Raw genomic sequence first — 13394 nt, 5'->3', positions numbered from 1 at the left:
GCCAGATAATCTAGCTTGATCATCAGGGTTGTGACATATGTAGCGATCCGCACGCAGCCCGATACGGTGGGGAACCATGGTGAAGACAGCGCGAAAAGTGTTGCTGGGCCGGGAGATCGACGCGATGCTGCGGCGGGCGCGCACCACCCAGGCCGAGGCGGGCAAACTCATCGGGGTCAGCCAGTCGCGGATCGCGGCCGCGATCGCCGGTTCCGGCAATCTCGAAGCCGAAGCGCTGGAGACGCTGGCCCGCAAGCTGGGAGCAGGTGACGAGGCGTTCGTGCGGATGCTGCTGGACCTGCGTGAGGACAGCCGCCGGCGCGGTTATTGGACGGCTGGCCATCGGCGGGCATACGTCGAGGAACTGCGGCTGCTGGTCGATCTGGAGGATGTGGCTGACCGATTACGGGAGACCGGGAGCGAGATCGTTCCCGGTCTGCTGCAACATCCCGACTACATTCGCGCATTGCACGAACCGCTGCGACCCGACCTCGGCGACCCGGATGCGGCGACCGTCGAGGACCATGTGCAGGCGCGGATCGCGCGCCAGCAGATTTTGTTCAAACGCGGCGCACCGGAATTCCACGCCATTCTCTCCGAGTCGTGCCTGCGCCGCACTTATGGCGGTGACGCGGTGATGCTCGAGCAGCTCGGTCACCTTCTCGAGCTGTCCCAGCATCCCAATATCCAATTGCAGGTCATGCCGTTCACCCATCAGGCCCCCGGTGCCGGGATGGAGGACCGCTACATCCTGCTGCGCGTTCCCTCGCCCGGTGCTGCGGGCGACCTCGAGATGGCGGTCGTAGAAGCGCAGGGCGACATTCGCTACATCGACGACAAACCCGCGGTCGCCATCCGGGACCGCATCTTCAACCGGTTGGCCATGACCGCGCTCGGTCCCGCCGATTCCCGCCAGTTCATCGAACACCTGCGCCGCGGCTTGCGCAGCCGTCCCACCTTCCACTCCTGATATCCGCTCGTCTCGACCGTATGGGAAACATGATGTCTGCCAGTGATTTCGAGCCACGCCCGATCGACACCCACAAGCCCAGCTCCGCGCGCATCTACCACCACATGATCACCGGCGAGGTGATCTTCGAATCGGATCTGCCTTTCATTCACCGGCTCTACGAGCAGATCCCCTTCTATCCGCTGTGGGCGCGCCACAATCGCCGATTCCTCGACCGCGCGGTGCGCTACATGGTCGGTAGGGGTATTCGCCAATTCCTCGATATCGGTTCGGGTCTGCCCACCGGTGGCAATACTCACGAGGTCGCGCACGAACTCTCGCCCGAGGCGCGGGTGGTCTACGTCGACAATGACGAAGAGGCGATCAATCGCGCCCGAGACCTGCTGCAGCGCCAAGGCATCCACGCCCGCGCCACCATGCTCGACGCCGACCTGCGCGATCCGGCGCGCATTCTCGAACACCCCGACACCGCACGGCTGATCGACTTCACCGAACCCGTTGGTCTGTTGCTGGTTTCGGTACTGCCCTGGGTGCCCGACAGTGACAAGCCAGCCGCTCTGATCGCTCAGCTGCGCGAGGCGCTCGCGCCCGGCAGCCACATCGCCATGACCCACGTATCGCTCGAGGACGCGGGGCCGGAGATCAAACAGCAGGTCGCCGCCGGCGCCGCCATCTTCCAGGACGCCAGCACTCCGGTCACGCTGCGCGACCGCGCCCAGTTCGAAGCCTTCTTCGACGGCTGGTCCCTGGTCGAACCCGGCCTCACTTACGCCACCGACTGGCACCCCGACCATCCCATCGATACCGCCGACACCGCGCGGCCCTGCAACTTCGCCGGTGTCGGCGTCCTGCGCTGACCCGAAACAGCTTGCTCCGCTGGATAATTCGAAAGGATCGCAGATGATCTCGACGCTCACCGCCGCGCAGTTCCGCAAAGCCGCCGCCAGCTCGCCGCAGCAGGCGTGTGTGATGATCTACCGCGACGAGCATCGCACCCTGGTGTGGGATGACAAGCTCGCCGACGCCGCGAATCTCACGGTGCCTGTCGAGCAATGCCTGGTCTTCGATCACGATCGGTTCGACCTTATTCAGTGGGCCTTGCGCACCGGAGCGCCGCTGCCGCCGTGGCTGAGCATCGTTCGTCAGCCCGACGGTCACTACGAGTTCAGTGCACCGCCCCAATACAGGCAGTCGGTCGGCACCGCCACGCTTCGTTTCGACCATGTCGAGTACACGGCGTTCGTTCGAGCTCTGCGCAACCACGAGTTCGATCGATCAGCGTTCCCGGTGCCGGCGATGTAGAGATGGGCCGAGAACACTCCACGTCCTGAGTCCGAGAAGGATATTCAGGAGGCTACTTATATATATACATCTATTTATGAATGCAAACAAAAGGTCCCAGCGAACCTCGCCGAACAGCAAGCCAGGACAAGGGGGCAAATTGCGGCGGCACCTGGGCTGCCACGGACGCCGCCGCCTTGCGGTGCTGATGACTGCGGGCCTCTAGTCGGTAGATGCTAGGAAAAAATTTGTAGTGGAGACTATAGACATTCGGGCGGAGGCTGTGTAATTTCACTGTCGTTCAAATGCGAGATCGAGTGGACTGGGCAGGTGAACTGCCTGGTATGCGGTACCCCGCGCCCCTGCCGAAGCAGGCGAGAGTCCGGCTGGCCTGCTGGCTGCCCGACCGCCGCAGGCAGGGGCGCGGTGCAGCAACGGCGAGACTTTCGGACAAGACCGATACGAATTGGAGGTGGTGGCTCACTGACCAGCCGGCAACCTGTTTCGCGACCCGCGCCTGCCCAGGCACGGTGTTTGCCATCGGCCCGTGGAGGCCGGTGAACAGTTCGACCCTTTCGGATAAGTGTTGTCCGGGCCCCGGCGCATCAGCGCCGGGGCCTCCCGTCGTTTCAGAGTTCTTTGAGAGGTGCTGTGCAGCAATCGGAAACGAATCCGGCCCTCGATACTGATTCGGCCGGGGTGGACCGGCTCGATGACGAGGACTTCCCCGCCTACAGCATGGGCCGCGCGGCGGAGCTCCTCGGCGTCACCCAGGCATTCCTGCGGACTCTCGACGCGGCGCGACTGCTGACTCCGCAGCGCTCCGAGGGCGGTCATCGCCGCTACTCGCGCTACCAGCTGCGAATTGCCGTGCGCGTGCGTGAACTCATCGATGCCGGCAATTCCATGGAAGGCGCGTGCCGGATCGTGATCCTGGAAGATCAGCTCGCTGAGGCCCAAGCGCTCAATGCCACCTTGCAGCACGCTCTCGATGTGCACGACCAACGCGATCAGGAGCGTTGATCCGCGCGCGACCCCGACTCGTGGTCCGCGCGGGACCTGACGAGGATCGGCCCGGCGTGCCCTAGCCGATCGCGTCGATCAGCAATCTCGCTGCCGCTGTGGCCCCGTCGGCCCGGATCGTGCCCGCCACCGCATGTGCCCGTGCCCGGATGGTTGGTGTCAATGCGGATTCGAGCGCGGTAGACAGTGACTGGGGATCGGGAACGCTAGTCGCACAGGCGGTTCCGATGCCGAGCGTAACCACCCGGTCTGCCCAGTACTGCTGGTCGAGCATTTGCGGCACCACGACCTGTGGCGCGCCGGCGCCGGCAGCGGTAGTGGTCGTACCTGCCCCGCCGTGGTGGACGACGGCTGCGACCCGCTTGAACAGCTTCTGATGATTGACCTCGCCGATGGCCATACTGTCGGGAAATTCGTCGACCAACGCCAGTTTCGCCCAGCCACGGGATAACAGCACGCGTCGGCCGAGTGTGCGTATCGCCTCGATAGCGGCTCGGGCGACCTCGTTGCGGACCAGCATGCTGCCGAAGCCGACGTATACGGGAGGTTCTCCCGCGTCCAGGAATGCCGTTACCGCTGGGGGTAGCGGTCGGTGATCGGGAACGACCCAAGCGCCGGTCTGCACCACCTCCAGACCGGGTGATCCCGGCCAGGGCCCAAGCATCGGATCGGCTGCCAGCCAAGGTCGTTCGGTCATGACATGTTCACGCACATCGCTCACCGGCAACAGCCCCAGCGCGGCACGCCCATTGTTCAATGCCGCACCGAATTGCGCGTTCCATCCGAGAGCGTCGATCTCCCATTGCAATTCGTTGCCGATCGTCGCCGGCGCGGGTCGATCGCCCGCACTGCGCGGCATGGGCGGGTGATGCGGTGACGGCAGACTTGTCGGCTGGTAGCTCGCGTACTGGTAGTGGATCCCGAGTTGCTCCGCCGCCGACCGGGCCGCGATCTCGGTGATCCCTGTCGCCACGATCGCATCACATCCTGCGGCCGCCTCGGGAATCGTGTCGAAATGGAACCCGGGCCAGTGGTTCGCGTAGTCGAGTAGATCTGCCAGCGAAACCGGGCCGCCATCGGCGCCCGGTGGCAGTGGCCCCACGGGCACCGATGTTATTCCCAACTCGTCGCAGCGGTCCGCGAAGTAGGGCGGCACGCACAGCCGCACCTGACTCCCGAGCTCACGCAATGCCACGGCGAGCCCCAAAGCCGGCTCGATATCACCGCGGGTACCGCTCGCCGACACCAAAACCCGCACCCGGCCACTCCTCGTCCGCACTCTTCACGTGGACGGTAGTCAGGACACGGAGCGATCGCACGCGTGGTATCCCCACCGATGACCAACGCTGAAGCACGTTGTGTGGGTGGCTGATTCAGCGCCGGGTAGGACCGGTCAGGATGCTTTGCGGTCGTGCTCGTGGTGGGCGATGACAGCGAGGAGTTCTTTCACCCACGGCGGTCGCGGTTCCCCGATGCCGGCCGTGGCGATGTCGTTCTCGATCAGAGACCGGATATAGGCCGACGCCGACATTCCCAGGGCCGCCGCACGCTTCTTGGCTGCCAGGTCGAGCTCATAGGGCATCTTGATCGACCGCGGAACCAGTACCGGCTCGACGTCGGGACCGATGGTGATACCCAGTTCCTCTTCGGTCACGGTCTCACCGGTCAGCACGAGGCGGTCCTTGATCGCCGCGACCTCGTCGGGACTCATGGTTTCGAACGGATCAGTCATTGCGGGTCGCCTCCCAACTTTCGAAAAGTGCGGTCTGCTCGGTGTTCAGGTAGGTCGCGTCATAAATGTAAATGTCGCGCCCGGTGTGCCGGGCGTACACGGCGACCGCTCGGCCCTTGTCGGTGCGGCCCCAGATGACAAAGGACCCCAGCCCGGTCGCGGGATCGATAGCGCGCTCGAGCCGTACCCGGCGCCTGCCGGACTGCCAGGCGTTGACCATGTCGAAGACGTCATTGATGTCCACTCCGGTCTTCGCCAGCATCTGCGCCAACGCCCAATACCACTCGATCGCCACAGCCCCGAGACTACCATCGAGACTACTAGGGTCTTGTTCTCCTGACCAGAGCCAGCCTGTGGTCCCGTGCGGTCGTTCCGATATCGGCCATCGGAACCGGGATATGGCCGGTCGATGCAGGCCGCATGAAAGGTCGATACCGAGTGCTTCCGACAGCGTGGGGTGAATGTATGGCCGAGAAGGACAGAGCCCAGCTTGCTGCGGAACCGTATACGCCGGTGTTCCTTGCGGTTTACGACGTGTGGGTCATCAAACTCAGCGATCGGTTCGCATGGCGTTGCCCAGCGGAACGGATGCTCGCGCCGTACCGAAAGTTCGCCGGTGCCCGGCATCTCGAGGTCGGCCCAGGGTCGGGCTGGTATCTGGTGAATGCTCGGCTACCCGCGGATTGCACAGTCACGCTGCTGGATCTGAATCCGATCCCGATGAAGCACACCCGCCGGCGGTTGCAGGGCACAGTTGGACGGATTCAGGCCGTGGCTGGTAGTGCGCTTGAGCCAGTTCCAGCGGAGGCATGCGACGGTTACGACTCGATTGGCATCAATTTCGTATTGCACTGCCTGCCGGGGTCTTTCGCGGAGAAGGGCGTGGCGTTCAGCCATCTGGCGGCCGTGCTCGCGGAGGACGGCGTGCTGTTCGGTTCGACCATTCTCAATCAGCGTCCGGCCACACTGTTCGGCCGGGCGTTGACCGCGACCTACAGCCGGGTCGGGGCGTTCAACAACCGTGCCGATGATCATGCCGGACTGGAATCGGCGCTGAAGGAGGCATTCGGTGCTGTCGAGTTGGTTGATATCGGCGACGTCACGCTATTTACTGCGCGCCATCCCCGGCGCTGATTTCGGGTTGTCCGGCTGGGCGAACGCGGGCGTGGGGGATGGTGAGATCAGGGGTTACGTGTGGACAGGGTCTGCGGCCGCACATTCGAATCTTCCCTGAAGGAGGGGCGAGCGTTCTCCCCTGCAAGCAGGTGGCCGGTAGTCAGGTGGCGGCGTTGCGGGCGGCGAAACAGGACGCAGGGCGATGACGTGCGTCCGGTCCGACCTCAGTCACCGGCGAGAGCAAGACCGCTTATCGGGCACCGGATCCCGATCTGGGACGCGATCGCGGCAATGGTCGCTGACCCGGTCAGAAGTCGAGGGGCAGCTGTGCAGACTCCGGGCCGATCTGCGGTGGTCGCAGCAGCGGGGTTGATCGGTCGGTGGGTGGTGTGAGGTCGGTGGCGGCTTGGAAGGCGCGTACGCGGGCTGGGTCGGAACGGGCTTGGCGCATGAAGGCTGCGACGGTGGCGTTGTCGTAGCCCGATTGCTGTAGCCAGGCTTGGCAGGTGTTGCGCAGTACGCCGGGGGAGACTTCGATTCCGGCGGCGCGGCCGGCCGCGCGGATGACGGCGTCGATGCTGCGGGGTGAGAGCCGGGTGTGGGGGCGGTCGAGGGAGACGAACAGTGGGCCCAGCGATGTGCCGAGGAGCTGGCGGCGGTGGTTGAGCCAGGTGAGCAGCACGGTGCCCAGGCGCGCGTCGAAGGGCAGGAAGCAGGGTTGTCCATCGGGGCCGGGGCAGCGGATGCGGCCCTGGCGGGCGGTGATCTCGAGGTCGTCGGTGTCGAGATCGGCGAGTTCGGATTTGCGCAGGCCGGTGAAGAGCGGGAGCACGGTGATCGCGTGGTCGCGGGGACCGCGGCTTTCGGCTTCGGTCAGGATGCCGGCGCGTTCGGCCAGGGTGAGGGGTGGATGCACGACGCGGTCGATGCTGACGGTGGCGATGTCGTCGGCGGGCAGGCCGAGCCAGCGGTAGAAGGCGTGCACGGCGGCGCGGGCGAGGTTGACCGAGGCGGTGGCGAACCCGTCAGCGAGTAGGTCGGTGCAATAGGCGGTGATCGCCTCGTCACGGGCCTCGGCGCGGGTGAGTGCGGCCGGGTGGGCGGCCTGCTGGGCTGGGCGGTCGAGCCAGTTCAGGTAGTACTGGGCTTGCTCGCTGTAGCTCTGCTGGGTGCGGCGCGAGAGCCCGGCCACGGCGGCGAGCCACAGCGCGAAGCGGCCGTCGGCCACTCCTTCTGGTGCCGGGTCCGGCCCAGCGCTCGCTGTTGCGGCCACAGCGTCCTCCTCCGGGCTTGTTGGTGTAGTCGAGGATCGCAGCAGGTACCGACAACTTCGACACCCGTGCGCCGATTAGAAGCAACGAAGGCGCGCGCCATGCTGCTTCTAATCGAGTTGTGTCGGAGTGTGATTCGGCCCGTGCCGTCCAAATCCGCAGTGCGCGGTCACACCGATATCGGACGGACGCGTCCGTCCGAGTCGGTTGGTGTCGCAACCGACTCACCAGCACGGACCGCCCGTGTCGTCGCAGGTCCTACTCGTTGGGGCGAATTGCGCTGGCAAATCTGACATCTCGGACAGATTGGCGGGCGATTCGGTACAGCGTCGGCGTTTCGGTGCGCTGGATATTCGCTGGCTCGTATGGTCGCTGGCATGACTTCTCCGACGCGGTGGACGTTGTCCCTGGACGGTGTGACGGTAGGCGGGATGCACTGTGGTGACCGGCAGGGCTACCCGGTGATGGCGTTCCACGGCTCGCCTGGTTGCCATGTGGAAGCTGTTGCCTTCGCGCATGTTCCGGCCGCGGAGGCTGGATTGCATTTCATCGCGGTCGACCGGCCGGGCATGGGCATGTCGGGGATGGCCGAGCAGCGGCAAGTGGTCGATTGGGCCGCGACTGCGGCCGCGGTGGCCGATCACCTCGGCCTGGAGGAGTTCGCGGTCCTGGGGGCTTCCGGAGGTGGCCCGTATGCGATGGCGTGTGCGCATCAGCTGCCGGAGCGGGTGAGCAAGTGCGTGCTGGTCAGCTCGCTGGCACCGTTCACCGACGTCGCGCCGGAGCCGGGGGAGAAGCGGCAGGCGGGCGGGTTGTTGATGTTGCGGCGGTCGCCGTTCCTGGCGCGGCCGGCGGTGTGGCGGCTCAAGCAGGTGGTGGCGAAGCCGAAAGGGCTGGCCGCGGTGATCAAACAGATGTCGGCGACCGATCAGGCGCGGATCGCCGGGGATGATCAGCTGCTGGCCGATCTCGGGGAGAACATCCGCACGTCGATGGCAGCAGGCACCCGGGGGACCGCGGCGGATATGGTGCGGTTGTTCGCGCGGGACTGGGGTTTCGATCCCGCGGACATTCGGGTGCCGACGGCGGTGTGGCACGGCGACGATGACATGAACGTGCCGACCGGTGACGGTCGGCGTCTGGCCGCGACGATTCCCGGCGCGGAGCTGCATATCGTGGAAGGCGCAGGGCATTTGCTGTTCGTCGACCACGCGGCCGCGGTGCTGGAGTCGGTGTGGGCTCACCGCAGCGAGTCCTCTCCGCGGGAGGCGTGAGGACTCGCTCGTCCAGGGGTTCGCGTCCGGCGGTCAGGTGGTGGCGTTGCGGGCGGCGAAGTCCGCGCACATGCGACAGCCACTGACCGCCGGCGAGGGCAGCGGCGCCATCGGGGTGATGTCGATCAGCGCTTGGGGGCGGTCCCCGCCGGAGATCAGCGTCCATTTCGCCAGCAGCGGGATCCAGTCGTCGGCTTCGGAGAACCGCATGGTGACCTGGTGGGTCACGGTCTCGGTAGTGCCGGTGGCCAGCGCATAACACGCTTGTACGACTTCCAGCTTGGACACCGGATCGAACTCCGGATTGTGGTGCCGCCACGCGGTGAGCGGGCTGGTCGGAGACGACGTCAGCCACTCGTGAATGAAACCCGTTTTCAGGTCGGCGAGGGCAAGGGCATGGCCGGGGGTGATCGGCATATGCCGGACCGCGGCCAAGGTGAGGTCGGGCCGGGTGGGGGTTTGGCTGCCGGTGATGTCGGTGACGACCGCGCGCACCACGCGGTCGGTGCCCTGGCCGACGGCGCGGGCGGCCAGGAACAGGGTGTGCAGTTCGCCGCCGTCGTCGTAGCGCAGGCGGGCGGTGCCGTGCCATTGCTGGGCGGGGGTGTCGAGATCGCCCAGATTGAACAGCGACAGGAACCCCGGCCTGTCCTCGAATTCGTCGAAGCCCGAGAGCATTTCGGGCAGGGTGTGCGCGCTGAGCAGGTCGCCCTGAGGTGCACGGAGCAGGAATTGGCCGGCGGGGTTGGCCACGGCCAGTCCCTGGATGGTCCATTCGATCGCGCCGATGATCGGCAGCCGTGGCAAGGGTTCCTCGATACCGCCGACCCAGACCGCGGTGGCGTGGACGATGCCGGTGGGGCCGGCGACGGGGATGACCATCATGCGCCGGACCCGGTCGTCGGAGAGGTGGAAGTACTGGTCGCGGGTGCGGCCGGTGGCGGCGGCGTCGCGAACCAACCCGGGGAGCATGCGGGCGGCGGTGGAGTTGCGGGAGATGCTGGCGCGGTTGAGGCGTGAGAACGCTCTGGGGGCGGGGCCGTCGAGCACGACGGTGAAATCGTCTGGTTCGGTGAGGGTTTCGATGACCACCCACGGCCAGGTCGCGCTGGTCTGTGCGGTGCGGTCGTCGCCGGGGTCGTCGCTGCGGGGCGCGGTGACGGGCTCCATGGTGAACCTCCCAACAGCTGGTTATCGGCCATAGGCCGATGCTGGTTACCGTTCGGTTTCCCTGCTTTCCGGGTGTCGGTTGTAGGGGTGCCCCGGGGTGGACGGCTCCTCCGACCCGAAGCGGTATAGCGGGACGCTATAAAGCAGACCGTACAGCGCCTGTTGGGGCGTTGTAGCTGATCAGAGCGATTTCCGTGATGACGAATCGTGCCAAATATCCGGTTGGTCCGAATCCGCTGGTCGGGCAGCGGAAACGGGCAAAGGGGCTGTTCAGGGGCGAATCGACGGCGTGTCGCCCTGATTGCCCAGCGTGCGCGCCGATTTCGCGCCAGGGTGCCTGTTGCCTCATGTCAAGATGCCCGCGAGGGCGGATTCGTTGCCTCACCCGATTGTGCCCGCGCGGACCTGACCGCCGGATGCCCCGGCGCACGGGGTTTGTCCCTGACCAGCTCCAGCAGCCGCCCCGACAACGCCAGGATCTCGCGCCGCAACTGGGCCGGATTGAGCGTCGCGTACTGACTCGCCAACCCCGCCTTGACCGCCTCGGGCACGCTCGGATCGGCCAGGACCCGCTGGTAGGCGGTCGCGGCGGTGTCGTAGCGCTTGACCACCTTCGCCCCGGCGCGCTGCTTGAACACCAGCTTCTGGTGCGGAGCGAAGAAATTGATCTGCAAACGCAGCTTCGCGTAGATCTCGTTGAGCAACAACAACTCCGGTGCGGTGTCGTAGCGCCAATACCCCACCGTCCGGCGCACCACCGACCAGTTCTTCTCCTCCACGTGCGCGCCGTCGTTGCTGTTTCCCGGCCGCGACCGGGTGAAGGTGATCTGCTCGGCCTCGCAGTACCGCAACAGATTGTGATTGATGAAATCGCCCCCGTTGTCGCAATCGATGCCGATGATCGGGAACGGAAACGCCTCCCGAACCTCTTGCAGCGCAACGAAAACCCACTTCTGCGCGCGGTTGCGCACCCCGCGCAGCTCGGTCCAGCCGGTCGCGACGTCGGTCACCGTCAGCGTGTAGCAGTGCTCCCCGCGCGGATCACCGCCCTCGTGACCGACGGTGTCGATCTCCACGAACCCCGCCTGCGCCTCGTCCCACTGCGCCCAGGTCCGCACCGGGATCGCCGACTTCAACAACGACCCCGGCTTGGTCAGCGTTCTGCCCCTGAGCTGCAACCGTTTCCGCTCACCGGCAAGCCTGCGATCGATCGTGGCCGCCGACATGCCCGACAACCTCGCCGCGGTCGCATCGTCGATATCGAGCTCCCCGCAGGCCCGCAACCGGGCCACCACCTCGGGCAGGAACGGCGCCAACCGCTTGCCGGCCGGGGCGTCCAGCACCGCCCACACCTTCCGCAACGCGGCCACGACCTCCTCGGAATACACCACCGGCCGCGGAACTCTCTTCTTCACAACAGGTTTCGGCCCCAGCGCGGCCCGCAACTGCTTGCGCGCATGATCACGATGCCAACCCGTCAAAAGGCACAACTCGGTCAACATCGCGGCCTTGCCCGACCTCGACGCCGACCGATACCGCGCCGCCATCGCCTTCGTGACCGCTTTTCGCTGTCCCATCGTCAGCCCAGCCATCCTTCCGGCAAGCAATCACACCGTCACCCACCTGCGCAGACACGCCGGAAAGCGGGCATTTCCCGATGAGGCAACGACCCGGTTTACGCGGGCATTTGTAATGAGTCAACGCGGGGTGTTGCGCGGATCACTTTCCGGGCATACTCTGAGCTCACTCGCACAGAGCAACCCTCGAGCAATCGGGATTGTTGTTCGAAGCGAACAACCCAGAGACTGTGATGGCAGCTCTGATGGCGTGACTGATCACCTTCTGATCAGCGCGTTTTCCTTCACCCCCCTATTTCATTGCGCCCCTTCGGCGTTCGCGAAGCATCCCCTGGTGCTGTCGTGGCCACCCGGGCGCACACCCGAAGGAACCTGCCATGACTACCTCTGTCTCTGCTCGCATCCCTGTCACAGGTCGCTCTCGCCCATCCTGCGCGGTGAGAGTCGCTGGTGCCGGGCCACTTCGCGCTTGCTCGCTCACGGGCGAGGTGGCCCGGCTACGCACTCGCCTCGCGGCTCAGGCCGCCGAAATCGCGGCTCAGGATGCCGAAATCGCTGCGCTGACACGCCAGCTCGACGACCTCCTGGACAGGGAGGCGATGCACGCCCTCGATGCCGGGCGTGAGCATCTGACCAGCGCGGCCGTCATCGACGCTTACGGCGCCGGCCGCGCACTACATGAAATCGTCCAGGACGCGACGCACCCTCATGGGCACCGCGCGGAAGAAACCCCCTCACACACAACCCGTTTCGGGTCGGGGTGGGTTTGCCCGCTGTCGTGGCATGTCCTGGTCACCCGGCTCGCTGACTGCTCGCGGGTACGGGGGCGTCGGCCGGTTCGCATCGGGGAGAACAACACCTCGGCTCCCTTCCTGGTGCGACCGGCCACGCGAATTCCTGTGCATCACACCAAGACTCTGATCCGCCGCGCTCTCGCTCTGGCCGCTGCCGACCTGGCGTTGTGGGTGCGCGCGGTTCTGCTCGTCGGCGCGCTGTCGCCGATCACGCAATGTCTTGCGGCACCAACACCCCGGCCTGTCTCTCGATCGGCGGTGCGGCGATGAACGCGCCGGCGGTGGTTCGGCTGCTGGCGGTGCTCGATGCCGAAGACCGGTGGGCCGCGCGCCTGCTGTGGCGCTACGGCGCCACCCATGTTCAGCCCGTGCACACCCTGTCGCGGCCGCTGGTCGCGTGGACCGAGAGGACGGAAATCCGATGAGCAGCAACCCTTCCCGTACCCGCAAGGTATGGATGGCGATCGGGGCGTGGCCGGCACTGCTCGCGCTGGCTGCCGGAGCAGCACACGCCGCCCCCGGACAGCCCGGCATGGCCGCCCCCGGAGCGGGGCAGCCCGGTGCCAGTGCCGCACCGCAGGCCGCCCCGGTCTCTCCCGTGGTGCCGCAGTCGGCGCCCTCGACTACCCAGCTCGCGGATTGGGTTCCCGAGCCCGAGCAGGTGATGCCGGTTCCGCAGTGGCGGCCGCGCCCGCAACAGCAGCAGACCCAGCCCCAAACCCAGCCGCAGATCCAGACCTGGACGCAGAACTGGTCCAGCGAACCCGAACAGGTCACCGAGACCGACACCGAACCGGCACTCGACGTCCCGGCGGTGCCGCCGCGTGACCCGCACGCCCTGCGCCTGGGCAACGGACAGGTCATGTTGCCCGAGGTGGTGGATGTGCGCTCGCGCGACAAGGTGCAGGCGTATGTCGATTTGGCCGAATGGAACATCGCGGCCGCCGGAGACGCCGCCGGACTACCGCAGGCCGAATCCGACCGCGTCGCAGCCGGAGCACTCGGTGGTGCGGCGATCGGTGCCCCGGTCGCGGCCCTGGCCGCGGCCCCGGTCGGCGCGGTCGGCGGGTGCGGTGTCGGGGCGATCGTGGGCGCGGTCGCGGGCGGGTTGATCGGCGGAATCCCCACTGCCGGTGCGATGGCCGTCCCGGGTGCGCTGATCGGTGGCGCGATCGGGTGCGCGGTC

14 protein-coding genes and 1 pseudogene are annotated in these 13394 nt (G+C 66.3%); 9 read left to right on the top strand and 6 right to left on the bottom strand.

The features are described 5' to 3' along the window. The first annotated feature begins 76 nt into the window (after positions 1-76). From NY1_RS35215 to NY1_RS35200, 4 genes are all read left to right on the top strand, one after another. On the top strand, positions 77-970 hold the full coding sequence (locus NY1_RS35215; RefSeq protein ID WP_067721502.1) for a helix-turn-helix domain-containing protein: 894 nt from the start codon (positions 77-79) through the stop codon (positions 968-970). A gap of 32 nt (positions 971-1002) precedes the next feature. Next, complete coding sequence (locus NY1_RS35210; RefSeq protein ID WP_067721565.1) at positions 1003-1827, top strand: SAM-dependent methyltransferase; 825 nt, start codon at positions 1003-1005, stop codon at positions 1825-1827. Positions 1828-1870: 43 nt separating this feature from the next. Beyond that, the gene (locus tag NY1_RS35205; protein ID WP_067721501.1) at positions 1871-2272 is read left to right on the top strand and encodes a hypothetical protein; all 402 of its coding nucleotides are present in this window, start codon (positions 1871-1873) and stop codon (positions 2270-2272) included. Positions 2273-2902: 630 nt separating this feature from the next. Next, positions 2903-3274: a MerR family transcriptional regulator gene (locus NY1_RS35200; RefSeq protein WP_067721500.1), complete on the top strand. Its 372-nt coding sequence runs from the start codon at positions 2903-2905 to the stop codon at positions 3272-3274. Positions 3275-3335: 61 nt separating this feature from the next. Here NY1_RS35200 and NY1_RS35195 read toward each other — a convergent pair whose 3' ends face one another. From NY1_RS35195 to NY1_RS35185, 3 genes are all read right to left on the bottom strand, one after another. Next, positions 3336-4532 (bottom strand): glycosyltransferase, encoded by a 1197-nt coding sequence (locus tag NY1_RS35195; RefSeq protein WP_067721499.1) that lies wholly within the window; start codon positions 4530-4532, stop codon positions 3336-3338. A gap of 135 nt (positions 4533-4667) precedes the next feature. After that, entirely contained in the window at positions 4668-5006 is a 339-nt protein-coding gene (locus NY1_RS35190) for a hypothetical protein (protein ID WP_067721498.1), read from the bottom strand. After that, positions 4999-5301 carry a hypothetical protein gene (locus tag NY1_RS35185; protein WP_067721497.1) on the bottom strand — a complete coding sequence of 101 codons (303 nt, stop codon included), beginning with the start codon at positions 5299-5301 and terminating at the stop codon, positions 4999-5001. The genes NY1_RS35190 and NY1_RS35185 overlap by 8 nt, the downstream gene beginning before the upstream one ends. A gap of 170 nt (positions 5302-5471) precedes the next feature. Here NY1_RS35185 and NY1_RS35180 point away from each other — a divergent pair, with 170 nt between their 5' ends. Next, entirely contained in the window at positions 5472-6140 is a 669-nt protein-coding gene (locus NY1_RS35180; protein ID WP_067721496.1) for a class I SAM-dependent methyltransferase, read from the top strand. Between the two features lie 289 nt (positions 6141-6429). On the opposite strand, the gene NY1_RS35175 is transcribed toward NY1_RS35180, so the two are convergent. Next, a complete protein-coding gene (locus tag NY1_RS35175) occupies positions 6430-7395 on the bottom strand; it encodes a tyrosine-type recombinase/integrase (RefSeq protein WP_084535932.1) in 966 nt (321 codons plus the stop codon). Between the two features lie 375 nt (positions 7396-7770). On the opposite strand from NY1_RS35175, the gene NY1_RS35170 reads away from it, so the two are divergent. Next, positions 7771-8667 carry an alpha/beta fold hydrolase gene (locus NY1_RS35170; RefSeq protein ID WP_169815448.1) on the top strand — a complete coding sequence of 299 codons (897 nt, stop codon included), beginning with the start codon at positions 7771-7773 and terminating at the stop codon, positions 8665-8667. Between the two features lie 33 nt (positions 8668-8700). On the opposite strand, the gene NY1_RS35165 is transcribed toward NY1_RS35170, so the two are convergent. Then, positions 8701-9837 (bottom strand): GAF domain-containing protein, encoded by a 1137-nt coding sequence (locus NY1_RS35165; RefSeq protein WP_067721493.1) that lies wholly within the window; start codon positions 9835-9837, stop codon positions 8701-8703. Positions 9838-10187: 350 nt separating this feature from the next. Beyond that, positions 10188-11429 carry a DDE-type integrase/transposase/recombinase gene (locus tag NY1_RS35160; protein WP_067721492.1) on the bottom strand — a complete coding sequence of 414 codons (1242 nt, stop codon included), beginning with the start codon at positions 11427-11429 and terminating at the stop codon, positions 10188-10190. 473 nt (positions 11430-11902) lie between these two features. On the opposite strand from NY1_RS35160, the gene NY1_RS43315 reads away from it, so the two are divergent. The 3 genes and pseudogenes from NY1_RS43315 to NY1_RS35150 form a co-directional block, all read left to right on the top strand. Then, on the top strand, positions 11903-12478 hold the full coding sequence (locus NY1_RS43315) for a hypothetical protein (protein WP_157762648.1): 576 nt from the start codon (positions 11903-11905) through the stop codon (positions 12476-12478). Further along, positions 12475-12633: a hypothetical protein gene (locus NY1_RS35155; protein WP_157762647.1), complete on the top strand. Its 159-nt coding sequence runs from the start codon at positions 12475-12477 to the stop codon at positions 12631-12633. The genes NY1_RS43315 and NY1_RS35155 overlap by 4 nt, the downstream gene beginning before the upstream one ends. Beyond that, positions 12630-13394, top strand: a pseudogene (locus NY1_RS35150) (hypothetical protein); the annotation flags it as partial. The gene NY1_RS35155 and the pseudogene NY1_RS35150, both read left to right, overlap by 4 nt.

The organism is Nocardia yamanashiensis NBRC 100130 (assembly GCF_001613325.1).
GTDB lineage: Bacteria > Actinomycetota > Actinomycetes > Mycobacteriales > Mycobacteriaceae > Nocardia > Nocardia yamanashiensis.
This window is presented reverse-complemented; position numbering and strand designations above follow the sequence as displayed.

What these genes read in the sequence shown, in the direction of transcription:
- NY1_RS35210 (WP_067721565.1), top strand. Translation starts at nt 1,003, where the DNA reads ATGTCTGCCAGTGATTTCGAGCCACGCCCGATCGACACCCACAAGCCC.
- NY1_RS35165 (WP_067721493.1), bottom strand. Translation starts at nt 9,837, where the DNA reads ATGGAGCCCGTCACCGCGCCCCGCAGCGACGACCCCGGCGACGACCGC.
- NY1_RS35155 (WP_157762647.1), top strand. Translation starts at nt 12,475, where the DNA reads ATGAACGCGCCGGCGGTGGTTCGGCTGCTGGCGGTGCTCGATGCCGAA.
- NY1_RS35160 (WP_067721492.1), bottom strand. Translation starts at nt 11,429, where the DNA reads ATGGCTGGGCTGACGATGGGACAGCGAAAAGCGGTCACGAAGGCGATG.
- NY1_RS35180 (WP_067721496.1), top strand. Translation starts at nt 5,472, where the DNA reads ATGGCCGAGAAGGACAGAGCCCAGCTTGCTGCGGAACCGTATACGCCG.
- NY1_RS35205 (WP_067721501.1), top strand. Translation starts at nt 1,871, where the DNA reads ATGATCTCGACGCTCACCGCCGCGCAGTTCCGCAAAGCCGCCGCCAGC.
- NY1_RS35190 (WP_067721498.1), bottom strand. Translation starts at nt 5,006, where the DNA reads ATGACTGATCCGTTCGAAACCATGAGTCCCGACGAGGTCGCGGCGATC.
- NY1_RS35170 (WP_169815448.1), top strand. Translation starts at nt 7,771, where the DNA reads ATGACTTCTCCGACGCGGTGGACGTTGTCCCTGGACGGTGTGACGGTA.
- NY1_RS35215 (WP_067721502.1), top strand. Translation starts at nt 77, where the DNA reads ATGGTGAAGACAGCGCGAAAAGTGTTGCTGGGCCGGGAGATCGACGCG.